Genomic DNA, 15712 nt, shown 5'->3' with positions numbered 1-15712 from the left:
CTGGCCGGGCTAGCCCAGCAGGATCACGCCCCACACCGCGCCGACCATCAACAATGCGGTGGTCTGCGCGGCGCTGCCCATGTCCTTGGCGTTCTTGGACAGCGGATGCTGCTGCAGCGAGATGCGATCAACCACGGCCTCGATTGCCGAGTTGAGCAGTTCCACCAGCAGGCTGATGAGGCAGACCGCCAGCAACAGCGCGCGCTCGGTCGTGCTGATGTCCAGCACGAAAGCTGCAGTGATCAACAGCGCGTGCAGGAGCAGGAGCTGGCGAAAGGCGGCCTCGCCGCGGAAGGTCGCGATGAAGCCATCGCGCGAATGGATCAGGGTGTGGAAGATGCGGCTCAGGCCGGTCTTGCCGTGCGGATACTTGCCGCTGTGTTTGGGATGCTGCATGGCGTTTTCAAAGTCGGGGGCAACCCCGAGCATGTGCACGCCGCTGTCAGGAATACGTCAGATGCGGGCCGCAGGCCAGTGCAGGGCGAACCGGCAGCCGTGCTCCGAGGACTGTACTGTCATCGTCCAGCCAAGGTGTTCGACGATGCGCTGCACGATGGACAGTCCCAATCCTTCACCGCTGAGCGGTGCCCCGGGCACGAATCGTTGGAACTGCTGCGGGTCGATGCTGGAGGGCAGGCCGGGGCCGGTGTCTGCGATGATCAGTGCAGTGGTGTCCAGGGTGATCCGGACCTTTCCCTGTTCGGTGTATTGGCAGGCGTTGCGCGTCAGGTTCCAGATCACGCTGTGTACCAGGTCCGGATTGGCGTGCATTGTCACCTCTCGACCGGGATCAACGATGATGCCGACCGGCTTGCCGGCCAGCCAGGCCTGGCAGCGCTCCACGCAGGACTCGATCAACGGACGCAAAGCCACCTCGCTGCGCGGGACTGAGCCGGGGGAACGTGAGAGCAACAGCAGGCAGGACAACTGGCGCTGCATCTCCTGGGTGGTACGCAGGATGCGCTCCGCGCTGGGAACCAGGTGGCTGTCAGGAGGAAGCTGGCAGGCAAGGGTTTCCGCAGCACCGCCGATGATGGCCAGCGGCGTACGCAGCTCATGGCTGGCATCGCCGCTGAAGCATTGCTCGCGGTGCAGGAAACGCTCCAGTTCATCACTATGCCGGGCAAAGGCGCGGGCCAGAACGCCGATCTCGTCGCGTGCGTCCTGGCAGGGAAAGGGTTTCCGCCCGCTCTGCACAGCATCGGCCAACTGCGTGATGGGCGCGATGACGTGCGACGCCACCTTGCGACCGATCAGGAAGGCGCCGAGCACGCAGATCGAAATGACCAGCGCTGCAAAGGCGTTGATCAGGTATTCCAGGTAGCCATAGGGTGCAGCGTCCTGCAGCAGGTAGTAGCGTTGGCCGCCACTGTCGAACACACGCAGGTGCCACTCGTTGGGTGCTGCTTCGCCGTGGTAGCCCAGGCCGTACTGGCGCAGGACCATCGGCACGCTATCGTGGTCGTACAGCTGGCTGCCCGAGGGCAGGGCGGGGCGTTCGCCACGGGCTAGTGCTGCCTGCAGCTTGTGCACGGCACTGTCTTGGGTCTGCGCGATGACCGCGGCCCTGACCTGGTCGTAGTCCACCTGTTCGGCCAGGACGATGAAGCCCATGGCGCCGGCCATCAGCAGCACGAACGAGATCGTGATGCGGGTACGCAGGGTCAGGCGGCGGTAGAGAGCGGCAGGGGTCACGCCGGCATGCGCCAGCCGACGCTGTGCACCGTGGCGATCAGCGTGGTGTCGAAACTGCGTTCCACCTGCAGGCGCAGCTCATGGATGTGGGTACGCAGCGCGCCGCTGTCCGGTGGCTCGTCGCCCCAGACCAGGTATTCCATCTCCTGCTTGCGGACCACGGCGGGTGCCGCGCGTACCAGACACACCAGGAGCTTGTGCGAGGTGGGCGTCAGCGCGATGCAGCGTCCCTGCCGCCACGCCTGCGGCGAGCGCGTATCTACCTGCAGGTCCTTCCACGCCAGTACGCTGTCGACCTGGCGGCCCTGCGCGCGTCGCACCAGGGCCTTGATCCGCGCATCCAGCTCCTTCAGCGAGAAGGGTTTGACCAGATAGTCATCCGCGCCCAGGGCCAGGCCCTGCACGCGGTCTTCGACTGGGTCACGCGCGGTCAGCATCAGGATCGGCACCGGGTTCTGGAACTCCTGGCGCAGCTTCTGGCACAGCGTCATGCCGTCCAGGCGCGGCAGCATCAGGTCCAGCAGGATGGCATCGTAGTCGTGTTGCGTGGCCCGGCGCAGTCCGCTGGCCCCGTCGCGGGCGTCGTCCAGGACGTAGCCCAGCGGTTCAAAGAAGGCATACAGGTTGGCAACCAGCTCGGGGTTGTCTTCGATGATCAGCAGGCGGGTCATGGCATGCGTCCTTGCGCGTGGCCGAACTCTGCCCGATCCCTTGCCGGATGCCAATGCCTTGGCTGAATGAATCGTGGGTGCGACTGGTCCGCACCCGATTCCGTTCAATCAGCGGGGCTGCGTGAATCGCGTATTGAATGGATTACCGAAAAGAGGCCTGCGATGAGCCAAGCAGCGAGCAGCGCGCTCTGGAACCCAGTGGTTCGCATCATTCACGTCGGCCGCGGCATGGAGGGAGCGCGGAGGGGCCCACAGCAGGACCCCGCCGCCCTCCACATTCAGCGATGCAGCGCGTCGATGATCAAGCCGGTCGCGATCTCCACCAACAGGTACTCGGTGTCGGACTGGCGCACCCAGCGCTGGCCGCGACCCGGATTGCGCAGGTCATAGCGCGCGTAATCGTCTACCCAGTAGCGGCGGTCCACTTCGGCCCAGGGCAGGCGGTCGCCACGACGCCAGGCCTTCTTCTGCCAGCCCGGCGGCGGCGCATCGCGGTTGTGCGGGCCGCCTGCATGCGGCGGCGGGCCGTTGCCGCGGGCGTGGTGCGGCGGATCGGCGAAGGCGGGGGCCGCAGCCAACGCGGTGGCGGTGGTCAAGGCGATGGCAAGCAAACGTGTGGTCTTCATGGAGATGCCTCCGTCATGGCCGCGGCATGCGGCGCTGTGGCGGGAATATAGGGCAATCAGTGTGAATGAATACGGGTGTGGGAGGCACTTTTCTGAACAGACGGCGCGGCCTGCAGTTGCTGCCAAGGTACGGGGTCACGGGGCCCCGCCCTGGGCCGAGTCCGTCGCGGCCCAGCCTCCGCCCAGCGAAAGGAAAACGTCCAGCTCGCGGTCGACCCGCTCCGCGCGCGAGACGGCCAGTGCCGACTCCGCATCTGCCAGCGCGGCCTGTGCCGAAAGCAGGTCGAGAAAATCGATCCTGCCGAAACGGTAGAGCTGCTGCGCCTGCCCGGCGGCCCGCGCTGCGTCCCCACGCGCCTGTGCCAGGCTGCGCTCGCGTTCAAGCTCCTGCGTGCAGGCAGAAAGCGCGGTCTCGGTCTGGCGCAGTGCCTGCAGCACGACGCCGTCAAAGGATGCCAGAGCGGTATCTGCATTGGCACCGGCCGCTGCGATGCGGGCTTTGGCCGCGCGGCGGTTGGGCCAGTGCCATGACAGCAGCGGCCCGACGCTCGCCCCGAAACTGTCGGCGGAAAGCAGCTGCCCTCGCATGCCCGCTGTGCCCAGGGAGGCGCCCAGGGTGACCCGCGGATAGAGTTCTGCGGTCTCTACGCCGATCATCGCCGTGGCCGCGGCAAGGCTCCGCTCGGCGGCACGTATGTCAGGGCGCCGCTGGAGCAGCTGCCAACCCTCACCGACCGGCAGCGACTGCTCCAGCGCCGGGGCGCGCGGGCACGCTTCGACGTCCCTCGGATAGTCTGCCGGCACCCTGCCCATCAGTGCGGCCAGTTCGAACAGTGCGGCCTGGCGCTCCGCCAGCAGGTGCGGCACCGCCGCCGCGCTGCGGTTGACCGCAGCACTGGCACGGCTGACATCGAAGTCCGTTCCACGCCCGCCTGCCGCCAGGCGACGGGTTGCCTCCAGCGTGGCGCGCTGTATCGCCAGCACCTGCCGGGTTGCAGTGAGCGTGTGATTGCTTGTGCAGATCTGGAGATAGGCACGGGTGACAGCAGCAGCGACGACCACACGGACCTGGTCGCGTGCCGCAGCGACGGCCTCCGCGTCCGCGTTGGCGGCTTCGATGCCGCGGCGGATGCCGCCTGCAAGATCCAGTGGATAGGAGAGGTGAAGGCCCAGCGCATAGGACTGCGGCGCGGCCGACGACTGGGTGTAGCCACCGGCATGGGTGAGCGTGCCCGATGCATCCACGTCGGCCTGCACGGCACTGCGCGCGCGATACTCCAGCACGGTAGCGCTGGCGCGCCGAAGATTGGCATCGGCGGCGCGCAGATCGGTATTGGCCGCCAGTGCTTCGCGCACGTAGCCGTCAAGCTGGGGGTCGCCATACAGCTGCCACCACCGATCCGGTGGCGCGTCGTGGTTGAACGATGCGTCCTGGCCCGAGACGAATGGCCGCGCTGCGCGTGGCGTGGCCGCGACGGCATTCGCAGGCAGGTGATAGTCGGGGCCGGAGACGCAGGCCGTCATCGGCAGCAGCAGGGCAAGCAGCCCACCGCGTAGTGTTCGCAGGCTCATTTGCAGGCTCCCTGTGCCGAGGGCGTGATGGTCACACTCGCAGTGCGACCGACGATCAGGCGGGTATCCGGCGGCGCATCTTCAATGCGGATGCGTACCGGGATCCGCTGTGCCAGCCTCACCCAGGTGTACGTCGGCGCCACGGCGGGTAGCAGGTTGTGCGTGCTGGAGCGCTGATCGTCGGCAATGCCAGCGGCGATCGTGTCCACGTGCCCGCGCACGTCGTGGTCGTCGCCCATCAGCCGTGCCACGGCGGCATCGCCTTCGGTGATGCAGCCCAGTTTGGTTTCCTCGAAGTAGCCTTCAATGCGCAGGCTGCGGGTGTCGATCAGCGCCAGCGCCTGCGCCCCTGGCTGCAGGTAGTCGCCGGCATGCAGGTCCAGGTTGGTGACGATGCCATCGGTACTCGCGCGCACCTCGGTGCGTTGCACGTTGAGCCGGGCAACGCGCTGTTCAGCCCGTGCCTGCGCCAGGGCGGCCAACTCGGTATCGACCTTGGCGGCATTGCGTTCGCGTGTTTCCGAGGCGACAAGGTTGCCCAGTGCGTTGTCCCGCGTCGATTCGCGGCGGGCCAGCGCCAGCGTGGCGCGTGCACTGCTGACCGCTGCATCGGCCTTCTCAAGTGCGGCAGCGAAGCGCGGCTGGTCCAGCACCAGCAGCAGCTGTCCGGCGCTGACCCGCTGGTTGTCGTGCACCAGCACCTGGGTGACCAGCCCGCCCATGTCCGACGCAACGCGCACCACATCGGCGCGCACCCGTCCATCGCGCGTCCACGGGCGTGTTTCGTAACGCTTCCAGATGGACAGTGCGGCAACGACAGCAATCGCGAATACAACCAGCGTAGCGCTCCAGCGCCCGATGACGGCAAGCAGGTGTTTCATTTCATTTCTCGAGCAGGGGCGAAAGCCGGATCATCAGCTCCGCCAGGATCAGGAACAGGGACAGGCCCACCAGTGGTCGCGCGGCGAACAGGCGGTACAGGCCGAGACTGGCGAGCAGGCGCGAGGTCAGCATCGACAGCGCCAGCGCGGCGGCGGCCACGGCGAGCAGGCCGGGGATCAGCACGCCATCAATGGAAAGATCAGAAAACATGAGGTCAGTGCCGATGGGTGAGAGCAGGCGCCAGCAGGTCGCGGCGCAATCCGCAGAGCAGGTGCGACAGATGCTCACGATCATCCCCGCTGCTGGCCGTCGCGGCCTCGCGCATGCGGTCCAGCAGTTCAAGGAGATGGATGTCGACACTGCGTGGCGCACGAGTGCGCATCCTGAAATGTGCGGCGATGCGCTCGACCAGCGCGGCGTGAAGCGACTGGGTGCGCGGATCGCCCAGGCGCCTGCCCAGCGCGCGGAGTTGGCTGGATGCACGTGCCGCACGAGCGTCCGCAAACAGCGTTCGCAGGTCGTGTGCTGCGCTGGCATGGCCCTGCAACCTGGGAGCGAGCAGTCCGATTCGATCCAGCATGCGGCTGAGCCAGGCGCGGGTCACATCCCCCTGTCCAGCGGCGTGTCGTGCGATATCCCGACGGATCGAACGCTCCAGCCGTGCGCGGTTGCGGCTCGCATCGGCGGTCTGGAACAGCTGCATGCTGCACAGTGCCACCGTCGTACCGACGAACAACGCAACGCTGTTGTTGAGTGCGCCGACGATGTTCAGCGCGTTGGTAGCACCCAGGCCGGCGATGAGCGGGAAGGTCAGCACTACGCCCAGCGTGGCCATGATGTAGGGCGGCCGGGCCAGGAACGATCCACACAGCAGCAGCACCGGCGCGAGCGCGGCGACCAGGCCGGCGATACCCGACAGCGAAGGAATGATCACCAGGGCGTACACAAGACCGACGGCGACACCGAGGGCGGAGCCGACCAGATAGCGCATGACATGCGGCGCAGGCGCTTCGATCGTGCCGAACAGCACGCACGCCGTGCCGATGATGGACACCGCCGTGGCGCCCTCCGACCAGCCGGTAACGATCCACAACACGCAGCTCAGCAGGATGCCGACGAACGCGCCCAGCGCGCTGCGCAGGGCAAGCCGATGATCACGGTGAAGTACCGCACCCTGCGCATGTCGCGCAAGGCGAGCAGGTACATGCAGGCGCCAGTCGGGGCGGGCGGTGTGCAGTTGCGCCTGCAGCACGCGGCAGTCGGCGTGGGCCAGGTCGAGCTCGGCCTGTTGCGCGACCAGGCCGGCCCGCAGCAGATCGCGCCAGCCCCTTGCATCCATTGCGCTGGCCTGTGGTGAACGCAGCCGGGCGATGGAATCTTCCACCGCGCTGGACAGCATCAGGACGTCCAGCATCCGGTCATGCAGGGCACGCAGGATCTGCACCTGGGCCACGCCTTGGGCACCGTCGAAGGGCAGGTGGATCGACAGCACATGCAGTTCGAGCAGGTCAGCTGCCACTTTCGAGCGGTCCGTCGCCAGCACCGTGTCCGATGCACCGGCGCACATGTCGCGTGTCCATCGTTCCGCGTCATCCAGCACGGCAGCGACCCGTGCGTGCACGCGCGACGAGACGCTGCGCGGCATCACCAGCGCATGGACCAGCGTTGCGGCAAGGATGCCGATGGCGATTTCCTGCACCCGCGTGATGGCGATGGTGAACACCTCTCCGGGCACCATCACCGCAGGAAAACCAATCAGACTGGTGGTATAGCCGGCCAGCAGGAACGCGTACGCACGTGGCGTGCGGTCGAGCATCGCCAGGTACAGGCACAGCGCCATCCACGTGGCGAGCGTGGCGCTCAGCACCAAGGGCGCATTGGCGAAACGTGGCACCAGCGCGACGGTGGCGATGGCCCCGCCGACGGTACCGAGCAGGCGGAACAGGCCGCGGCTGAGTGTCGCCCCGGACAGAGGCTGCGATACCAGATAGACCGTGCCGATCACCCAGAACGGGCGATTCAGGCCGATCCTTAGAGAGACATACAGCCCCAGCGACGCGGCGAGCAGGCATTTGAGCGAGAACAGCACCGCCTCCTGATCGGTCCTGAGGGCAGGGCTTTTCAACCGGGCGAATGCCTGGAACACGTGGGGACGGGCAGGAGTGGGGGAGTGCATGCGGCTCATGCTAGTGATCGGCCGCACTGGCGAATTTCGCTACAATGACAATCAATCGCTAAAACCGGTCAATGTGAGAATGGCTCGCATTTCGCTCCCCGGCTTTGACCTGGACCCGGACGAGACCGATCGCCCGGCGGTTGCCAGCCGCCTGCAGGTGGCCGAGCACGACGCGGAAATTCCGGTGCATGAGCATCGAAAGGGCCAGCTGATTCTTGCGCTGCATGGGGCGGTGACCTGCGAAGTCGCCAATGCGCTGTGGATCGTGCCGCCCCAGTGTGGCGTCTGGATTCCGGGCGGCATGCCGCACAGCAACCGCGCCACCGCCAACGCGCGCCTGTGCTATCTGTTCGTCGAGCCCGGCGTCGTCGATCTGCCCATGCAGTGCGTGACGCTGGCCATCTCGCCGATGCTGCGCGAGATGATCCTGCACCTGGCCGACGCGCCGCTGGACTATCCGGATGGCAGCCACACCGACCGGCTGGCGCGGGTGTTGCTGGACGAGCTGGTACAGATGCCGGCCGAGCATCTGTCGCTGCCGGTCAGCCATCACCCGAAGGTGCGGGCGTTGGCGGCGGCGCTGTCGGCGGATCCGGCAGACCGCAGCACCATCGGCCAGTGGGCCGTGCGCCTGGCCCTGGGCGAGCGGACGTTGACCCGGCTCATCGAACGGGAAACGGGATTGTCCTTCGGGCGCTGGCGGCAGCAGCTGCACCTGCTCATCGCCATTCGTGAACTCGCTGCGGGTGCACCCGTACAACGCGTTTCCGAGACGCTGGGCTATGAGTCGGTGACGGCCTTCATCACGATGTTCAAGAAAGCGCTTGGCCTTTCCCCGGCGCGGTACTTCGCGGTGCGCCTGCGCGGGCAGTAGCGGGGAACAACGGGCGAAGCCGTTGCCTGGAACGGCTACTTCGAGGTGTCGGAGACCGATTGAATCGCGGCCACCACCGCAGCAGGGTCCTCGCGCTGGAGGGTGTGGCCGGTTGCCAGGTAGCGGTGCGAGCCGCGCGTGAAGCCCGGGAAGAGCAGGGCGTGTGTGGGAGATTGTGCTGGTAGTTTTGTGAGCTATGAACACGGACTCACTGTAGAGGAAGTCATGGGAGCCGGGCGTAGGCCGCTGAATGGCCGCGGATGCTTGAATCTGTGACCGGTTACGCGACTCCACACTTGAATGTGCAAGCGTCCTCGACGATAAAGGCGGCATGTGGCACTTTCGCATTCCGGACCAGGGACGATCCGATGCATGACGCGGGGCACAGCTCCGCGTTCTCGTTCCTGCCGGCGCTGTGTTCGTCCAGGAAGGAGAACAGGGATGTTGGAACGACTGAAGACCATTTCGTGTGCCGTGCTGGCGATCATCGCCGTTGACTGCTTCGCCCCTGCTGTGGCGCAGGCGCAGGAAAGCAAGATTACCTGGCGCATTTCGCAGCCCGGCGGCAATTCGACGCAGTACAAGACCCAGCAGCAGGCGGTGCAGGCGATCAAGAGCCTTCCCGCACCCAGCTCATTCCCGCCGGAGTTCCAGTTCGGCTGGCAGTCTGTCGACAAGATCAAGTCGAAAGTTGTGGACTTGAACGGCAATACGTCGATCACCTACTGGATGGGAAAAGCGCAACCCTCGGATCCAGACTGGACCTATCTGAGCACAGCGGAATTTACCAGTGAAGAGGCCATGGTCGCGAGCTATCTCGCGGGCGTCCAGGCCGCCAATCCTGTCTGTCCGGGGGCTGCTGTAACTCCAAATGGAGACTGGTTCTCGGGTGTGCCCGAAATGGAGGGCGTGGTCGAGTCCAGGTACTATCAGATCACGCGTATGATTGGGCAGAACACAGCCGAATCGCCCTGCACGCCCCACGTGAGTCAGGCGGCCTTCGGCCGCAAGCGCCGCCTTGATTGCCCTGTTCCGCTTACGCAGTGGTCCAACAAGCACAACGCCTGCGTCAACGAGGACTTCGTTGCGACCATCACCTCGAAGTCGCAGAAATGCGACAAGGACGGCGGCAACGGTAGCTGCCCCATGTCCCGCAACGATACAGCGGCGAACATGAGTCCGATTCCCGACAAGGACCCGGCCTCCAACGGCGGTACCTGCGACGGCAATGTCGGCAACCCATGTGATGTCAAAACGGGCGAGAAGTACGAGATCGCGCCGGACTTCGATCTGGGCTGGATCGCGCTGACGCGGTTCTATCACTCTGGCATCTCCACGTCCTCCGGTGGCTTCGGCTATGGCTGGACCCATTCGCTGGGCGCCCACCTGGCACTGGACGGCGTTGACAGTGTGGGCATCATTGAAAGCACCGGTTTCCAGCGTGCATTCAAGAAGATCGGCCAAGCCTATGAGGCGGACGACGACAGTGGTGACCGTCTGGTCCAGAACGGCAACTGGACACTGTACTCGGCGGGCTCCATCTCGACCTTCGGCGCGGACGGACGTCTGACCGCCAAGCGCTTCCCGGATGGCACGTCGCTGACCTACATCTACGACGACAACGACCGCCTTGCGGCGGTCACCCACAGCAGTGGCCGCACACTGGAGTTCGTCTATCAGTCCAATGACTATGAGGCGCTGATCAGTTCGGTGCTGGTCGAGGGCGTTGCGCTCGCCACCTATACCTACACGCCGCAGAACCAGGTCGCCACGGTGACCTATGCGGGTGGCGGTGTACGCACGTATCACTACGAGAACCAGGACTTCCCCCAGCACCTGACCGGCATCACCGCCGAAGACGGGCGTCGCTACAGTACCTTTACCTATGATTCCATCGGCCGTGTTATCTCCAGTCAGCACGCTGGCGGTGCCGATGGCGTGACGCTCGCCTACAGCCCCAACGGCGGTGCAGTCGTGACTGACGCGCTTGGGCGGCAGACCGACTACACCCTGACACCCGGCGGCGACACCGCGCCGTCGCGCAAGGTAACCGGCCTGAGTGATTCGCAGGGAACTGTCAGCCGGACCTACTACGACCAGAGTGTCGACTTCCGCCGGCGCCTGGATACCTACACTGATCGTCGCGGCATCCAGACCAAGCACACCTATGCGCAGGGCACCGATCCGGTGAGCGGTCGTGCCGTCAGCATCCATACCGTGACCGAAGCGTTCGGCCTGCCCGAGCAGCGGGTGGTGACCACCGCGCGCGACGTCGAAACCAATGCGGTACTGACCACCCGGATCGGCAATCGTGAAACCCGCACGTCCTTCAATGCCCAGCGCCAGCCGATAACCAACACGGTGACCGATATCGCGTCCGGTCAGACCCGCATCACCAGCTACACCTACTGCGAAGCCGCGGACGTGGCTGCGGCAGGGAGCTGCCCGGTGGAAGGGCTGCTGAAGAGCGTGGATGGCCCGCGCACGGATGTGGTTGATGCCGTTACCTACACCTACTACCCGGCGGACGACGCGGGATGCGCGACCAGCGGTGCCTGCACCTATCGCAAGGGCGACCTGCGCAGCGTGACCAATGCGCTGGGCCAGACGGTCGAGACCCTGGCCTACGACGCACTCGGAAGGCCGTTGTCGGTCAAGGACGCCAACGGCGTGGTGACTGATTACACCTACCATCCCCGCGGCTGGCCGACCTCCATCACCGTGCGCGGTGCGACCACGGCCGAGGATCGGGTCACCCAGCTGAGCTACTGGCCAACCGGCCAGGTGCAGAAAATCACCGAGCCGAATGGCAGCAGCGTGTCCTACTTCTACGATGCTGCGCTGCGCTTGACCGACATCGAGGACAACGCGGGCAACACGATTCACTACATGCTGGACAACGCCGGCAATCGCCTCAAGGAAGACACGCTCGATGCAGGCGGCACGCTACGTCGCACCTTGGCGCGGACGTTCAACACGCTCGGCCAGCTGACCGCACTGAAGGACGCAGGCAATCACGCTACCGGCTTTGCCTACGATGCCAACGGCAACCCGCAGACGGTGACCGACGCCCTGCAGCGCGTGACCAGCCAGCAGTACGATCCGCTGAACCGCCTGGCCCAGACCCTGCAGGACGTGGGTGGCGTGGCCGCCGAGATCCGCAGCCAGTACAACGCGCTGGACCAGGTCACGCAGGTCACTGACCCGAAGGGTCTGCATACCACCTACGCCTACAACGGTTTCGGTGATCTGACCGGCCAGGTCAGCCCGGACAGTGGCGCCAGCAGCTTCACCGTGGACGCCGCCGGCAACCGCAAGACCGCCACCGATGCGCGCGGCGTCACCGCCACCTATCACTACGATGCGCTCAACCGCCTGATCGGCATCGCCTATCCGGACCCCAATCTGGACGTGGGCTACAGCTATGACGTGGCGCCGGCCGCCTGTGCCGCCGACGAGCGCTTCGCCAAGGGCCGCCTGGGGCAGGTGCTGCACGCCAATGGCAGCACCCAGTACTGCCATGACCGTTTCGGCCAGGTCACCCGCAAGGTGCAGACCGTCAATGGTGTGGCCACCACCCTGCGCTATGCCTACAGCAAGTCGGGTCGCTTGACCGCATTGACCTACCCCGACGGCAGCGTGGCCGACTACGTGCGCGATACCCAGGGCCGCATCAGCCAGATCGGCCTGACCCGCCCCGGCCAAGCGCGCCAGATCGTGGTGAACAACGTGACCTATGCGGCCTTCGGCCCGGCGACCGGCTGGACCTATGGCAACGGCCGCCAGCTGCAGCGTCCGCTGGATCTGGATTACCGCCCGCAGGCGGTGCATGACCCGGCCGCGGGCGGACTGTCGCTGGGCTACGGCTACGACCCGGTCGGTTCGATCACCGAGCTGAAGAACGGCACAGGCTCGACGGTGCTGGCCAAGTACGCCTACGACGCGCTGGGTCGCCTGACCCAGACCCAGGACGGCGCGACCGGCACGCCGATTGAAAGCTATGCGTATGACGCCACTGGTAATCGGACCGCGCTGACCACCTCGGCAGGCACCGCCAGCTACACCTATCCCGCAACCAGCCACCGCCTGACTGCGGTGGACGGCGAAGCGCGCAACCATGACGCAGCGGGCAACACGACCAGCATCGGCAGCAAGACGTTCACCTACAGCGATGCCAACCGCATGAACGCGGTGAAGCAAGGCAATGCCGTACTGGAAAGCTACGCCTACAACCACCGCGGTGAGCGCGTGCTGCGTACCCCGGTTGGTGGCGCAGCACAGATCACCCTGTACGATGAGGCCGGGCAGTGGCTGGGCAACTATTCCGCCACGGGCCAGGCACAGCAGCAAGCCATCTGGCTGGACAACTACCCGGTGGCGCTGATCAGCGTGCCAAGCGCAGGTGTGCCGGAGTTGGCCTACATCCAGCCGGATCATCTGGGTACGCCGCGTGTGGTGATCGACGCGGCGCGCGATGTGGCGATCTGGGAGTGGAGCAACAAGAGCGAGGTGTTCGGCAACCAGATTCCGAGTGCCGATCCGGATGGCGATGGTGTGGCGTTTGAACTGGCGCTGCGCTTCCCGGGGCAGCAGGCGACGGATGCGAGTGGGTTGTTCTACAACTACTTCCGTGACTATGACCCGGCGTCGGCCAGATACGTGGAGAGCGATCCCGTTGGGTTGAACGCCGGCATCAGTACGTATGGCTACGTGATCTCGAACCCCGCCCGATTTACTGATCCGCTTGGGCTGACGACGACGCTAATAACGACATACGATTTCGGTATTGCAAACCATTCGGCGATTCATGTTTCGATACCTGGCAAGCCTGATTTCCTGTACGACCCTTCCGGCACCTACGCACCTGGTGGTCGTCGAGGAACCGGTGGGCTATTTGAGGGGCGCGATGCTAGCTTGGCCAGCTACAAAAAGTATCAGGTGGGAACTGGTAGCCGAGTTGAATTAACGGTAATCCCTTTGACTCCGGAGCAAGAGTTAACTCTCATTGCGAACGCGGAGGAGTGGGGGGATGCACGTGGCTTCTGGTGTGCGAGCCACGTGTCCGGCGCGTTGGATGGAATGTGTGGGATAAAGCAAACACTCTTCCCGGGTGTTCTTCACAAGAGTGCAAAGGCGGCAGAATGTCCAGTCAAATGAAGGATAGGCTTATCTCATCATTGATATGCTTCACTCTATCTGTTTCTGTGAATTCTGCGGGATGGATATGGATATCCGCTTTCATGAAGATAGGAGCGATGCGAGTTCCATACGTACTGCTTCTCTCACTACTTCTTTCGGTTACATTCTATGCGCTCTCTCGATGCGAAAGTATGCGCCGCATCCCGCGAAGTTTAGTGGTGGGGGTGATCGCTGGTCTTGTACTCGGGGTCGTGGCTGTCACTTCTTCCAATCTGGCAATTGATGGGGGGGGGCGCTTGCTTCTACAGAGCCTTGAGAGATTCGGAGCAACGGCGTTGGTAGCAGACCTTTGGCCGTCGCTATTACTTGGAAGCTGGCTTGTGGGGGCGGTCGCATTTTGCGGGGCGTCGGTTTACTTAAGGCGAGCGTTCCTGGGGACGCCATGAATAATCGCCGCAGAGCCTTGGATTTCGACCGCGCTGAATTGATCCTATGCCTGCGGCGCCACCGGTAATGGCCGCGCTGACCACCTCGGCGGGAACTACCAGCGGGAATACGACGCTGCGACCGGACGCTATACGCAAGCGGATCCCATAGGCCTGTCCGGCGGCATCTCCGCCTACGGGTACTCGAGTGCCTCTCCGCTTCGCGCGGTTGACCCACTTGGGCTTGAGCCTGTGTTCGACACAAGTACGTGTGGCGGACAACTGGGAATGGTGACTTGTGATGGCAATGGAGGGTTCCTGGTCAGTGTCTGCAATTCGGGCTGCGACAAGATATGCACCGTTATGCATGAGCGAAACCATAAGGCGTTACTGGAAAAGAGGGTTCCTAATGCCTGCGTGGGTAGGCCCAAAGGTGCAAGTCCATTCCCAAAGAACTGGGAATATGGTGGGATCGAGCATCGGCAGCTGGCAAATCGCCTCGGACGATCATCTGGACAAATGAACCGTACGGGGAGTTGCTCGCAGATGTGCGGGAGCTATCGTCCGGGTGGAAGCTTCCCCTACTGATGACTCGGACGCCTCAAATGCACGCTGCCAAGCTGCTCCCAATCGTGACGCTGTCAATCACACTTTCTGGTTGCATGGAAGTTGCCAGCACCGAGTATGCAGACCGCAACCAAGCCGTCTCAAGACAAGCAATCGGTGAATCGAAGTGGTTGCCTTCATGGTTGCCTGAGGACGCAGTCAACATACGCGAGTCGCACGACATGGACACAAATGAATCGTGGCTGGTTTTCCGCCTTACCAGTGGGGTTCTTGCTTTGCCCGAAGACTGCAGGCTAGTGAGCAGGCCGGAGATGTCCGACGCGCGAGTCATGCGGAGATTTCCTCAGTTTGCCCGCAACGCGTGGTCGCGAGCGTCAAGCTATGGCGGCAAGTTCTATCTGTGTCCGGAGGGAAATGCTGGCCGCTGGGTCATGCGCGATGAAGAGCTGGGCCTTGTTTACAGCGGAATAAAGTTATAGGTGGCTGGGCGGTCTCACCTAGTAAGCGAAATGCGTGAGTGGCACGTGGCGATCTCCTTTCCCGGTGCCTGGTTCGGCACTTTCCGGCCGAGCGTCGTGTGGGTTCGGGTATGTGTCAAACCGACCTTGCCACTGGTCCGTGTTCACGAATGGGAGGGCCGTGTAAGAAGATCGGATGGTCCGGCAAGCTTCAAGCGCCCTGGCGTTCGGCAGGAAGATTGCTGGGCCGCGGTGACGACTCTGCGGGAGGACCTATGGGATATCGGCTCCATGGCCTACTGTGGCTGCAGCGCAGGCGGTGGAGCTGCCTGAGAAGACCGAGCGGAGATGTACTTGTAGATCATGATTTTGGGCTCTGCGGCGGCGTTGGCCGCCACACTTTGCATATTGGAGCCTTGATGAAGGTGAGGATCCTGACAGCACTACTTCTGATTGGAGTCGGACTTGGATTCTCTTGCGGCGCATTGATCTGGCCCCCTGAAAACGGACGCCATGAAGCCGTTTCAGGCGGCAGCCCGGAGCTGCCGGGCATAGTTGTTAGGCGAGTGGTAGCCCAGCGCCGAGTGTAGCCGGGCTGGATTGTAGAAGCCGTGGATGTAAGCAGCG

At 64.2% G+C, this 15712-nt stretch carries 11 protein-coding genes and 2 pseudogenes; 4 read left to right on the top strand and 9 right to left on the bottom strand.

All coding sequences use genetic code 11. The features are described from left to right. Positions 1-9: 9 nt before the first annotated feature. The 8 genes from AC5P66_RS15650 to AC5P66_RS15615 form a co-directional block, all read right to left on the bottom strand. Positions 10-396 (bottom strand): diacylglycerol kinase, encoded by a 387-nt coding sequence (locus AC5P66_RS15650; RefSeq protein WP_099495993.1) that lies wholly within the window; start codon positions 394-396, stop codon positions 10-12. A gap of 57 nt (positions 397-453) precedes the next feature. Continuing rightward, entirely contained in the window at positions 454-1695 is a 1242-nt protein-coding gene (locus AC5P66_RS15645; protein WP_049440591.1) for a sensor histidine kinase, read from the bottom strand. Next, positions 1692-2366, bottom strand: a complete 675-nt coding sequence (locus AC5P66_RS15640; protein ID WP_099495994.1) for a response regulator transcription factor — start codon at positions 2364-2366, stop codon at positions 1692-1694. The genes AC5P66_RS15645 and AC5P66_RS15640 overlap by 4 nt, the downstream gene beginning before the upstream one ends. A 278-nt stretch (positions 2367-2644) precedes the next feature. After that, on the bottom strand, positions 2645-2992 hold the full coding sequence (locus AC5P66_RS15635; RefSeq protein WP_021204235.1) for an RcnB family protein: 348 nt from the start codon (positions 2990-2992) through the stop codon (positions 2645-2647). 135 nt (positions 2993-3127) lie between these two features. After that, positions 3128-4564 carry an efflux transporter outer membrane subunit gene (locus AC5P66_RS15630; RefSeq protein WP_495216491.1) on the bottom strand — a complete coding sequence of 479 codons (1437 nt, stop codon included), beginning with the start codon at positions 4562-4564 and terminating at the stop codon, positions 3128-3130. Further along, entirely contained in the window at positions 4561-5445 is an 885-nt protein-coding gene (locus AC5P66_RS15625; RefSeq protein WP_099495996.1) for an HlyD family secretion protein, read from the bottom strand. Before AC5P66_RS15625 ends, AC5P66_RS15630 begins: the two co-directional genes overlap by 4 nt. 1 nt (position 5446) lies before the next feature. Continuing rightward, positions 5447-5656: a DUF1656 domain-containing protein gene (locus AC5P66_RS15620; protein ID WP_099487924.1), complete on the bottom strand. Its 210-nt coding sequence runs from the start codon at positions 5654-5656 to the stop codon at positions 5447-5449. Between the two features lie 4 nt (positions 5657-5660). Further along, positions 5661-7535 carry an FUSC family protein gene (locus AC5P66_RS15615; RefSeq protein WP_099495997.1) on the bottom strand — a complete coding sequence of 625 codons (1875 nt, stop codon included), beginning with the start codon at positions 7533-7535 and terminating at the stop codon, positions 5661-5663. A gap of 166 nt (positions 7536-7701) precedes the next feature. Between AC5P66_RS15615 and AC5P66_RS15610 the strand changes: the two genes are divergently transcribed. Continuing rightward, the gene (locus tag AC5P66_RS15610; protein WP_262256969.1) at positions 7702-8496 is read left to right on the top strand and encodes an AraC family transcriptional regulator; all 795 of its coding nucleotides are present in this window, start codon (positions 7702-7704) and stop codon (positions 8494-8496) included. Between the two features lie 35 nt (positions 8497-8531). On the opposite strand, the pseudogene AC5P66_RS15605 reads toward AC5P66_RS15610, so the two are convergent. After that, positions 8532-8660, bottom strand: a pseudogene (locus AC5P66_RS15605) (alpha/beta fold hydrolase); the annotation flags it as partial. A 277-nt stretch (positions 8661-8937) separates the two neighbouring features. On the opposite strand from AC5P66_RS15605, the gene AC5P66_RS15600 reads away from it, so the two are divergent. From AC5P66_RS15600 to AC5P66_RS15590, 3 genes and pseudogenes are all read left to right on the top strand, one after another. Beyond that, a complete protein-coding gene (locus tag AC5P66_RS15600; protein ID WP_099495999.1) occupies positions 8938-13653 on the top strand; it encodes an RHS repeat-associated core domain-containing protein in 4716 nt (1571 codons plus the stop codon). A gap of 521 nt (positions 13654-14174) precedes the next feature. Further along, positions 14175-14648, top strand: a pseudogene (locus AC5P66_RS15595) (RHS repeat-associated core domain-containing protein); the annotation flags it as partial. Continuing rightward, a complete protein-coding gene (locus tag AC5P66_RS15590; RefSeq protein WP_478482730.1) occupies positions 14648-15106 on the top strand; it encodes a YbbD-related protein in 459 nt (152 codons plus the stop codon). The pseudogene AC5P66_RS15595 and the gene AC5P66_RS15590, both read left to right, overlap by 1 nt. The last annotated feature ends 606 nt before the right edge of the window (positions 15107-15712 follow it).

This window comes from Stenotrophomonas sp. YJH_SMC_122, assembly GCF_059369535.1.
This window is presented reverse-complemented; position numbering and strand designations above follow the sequence as displayed.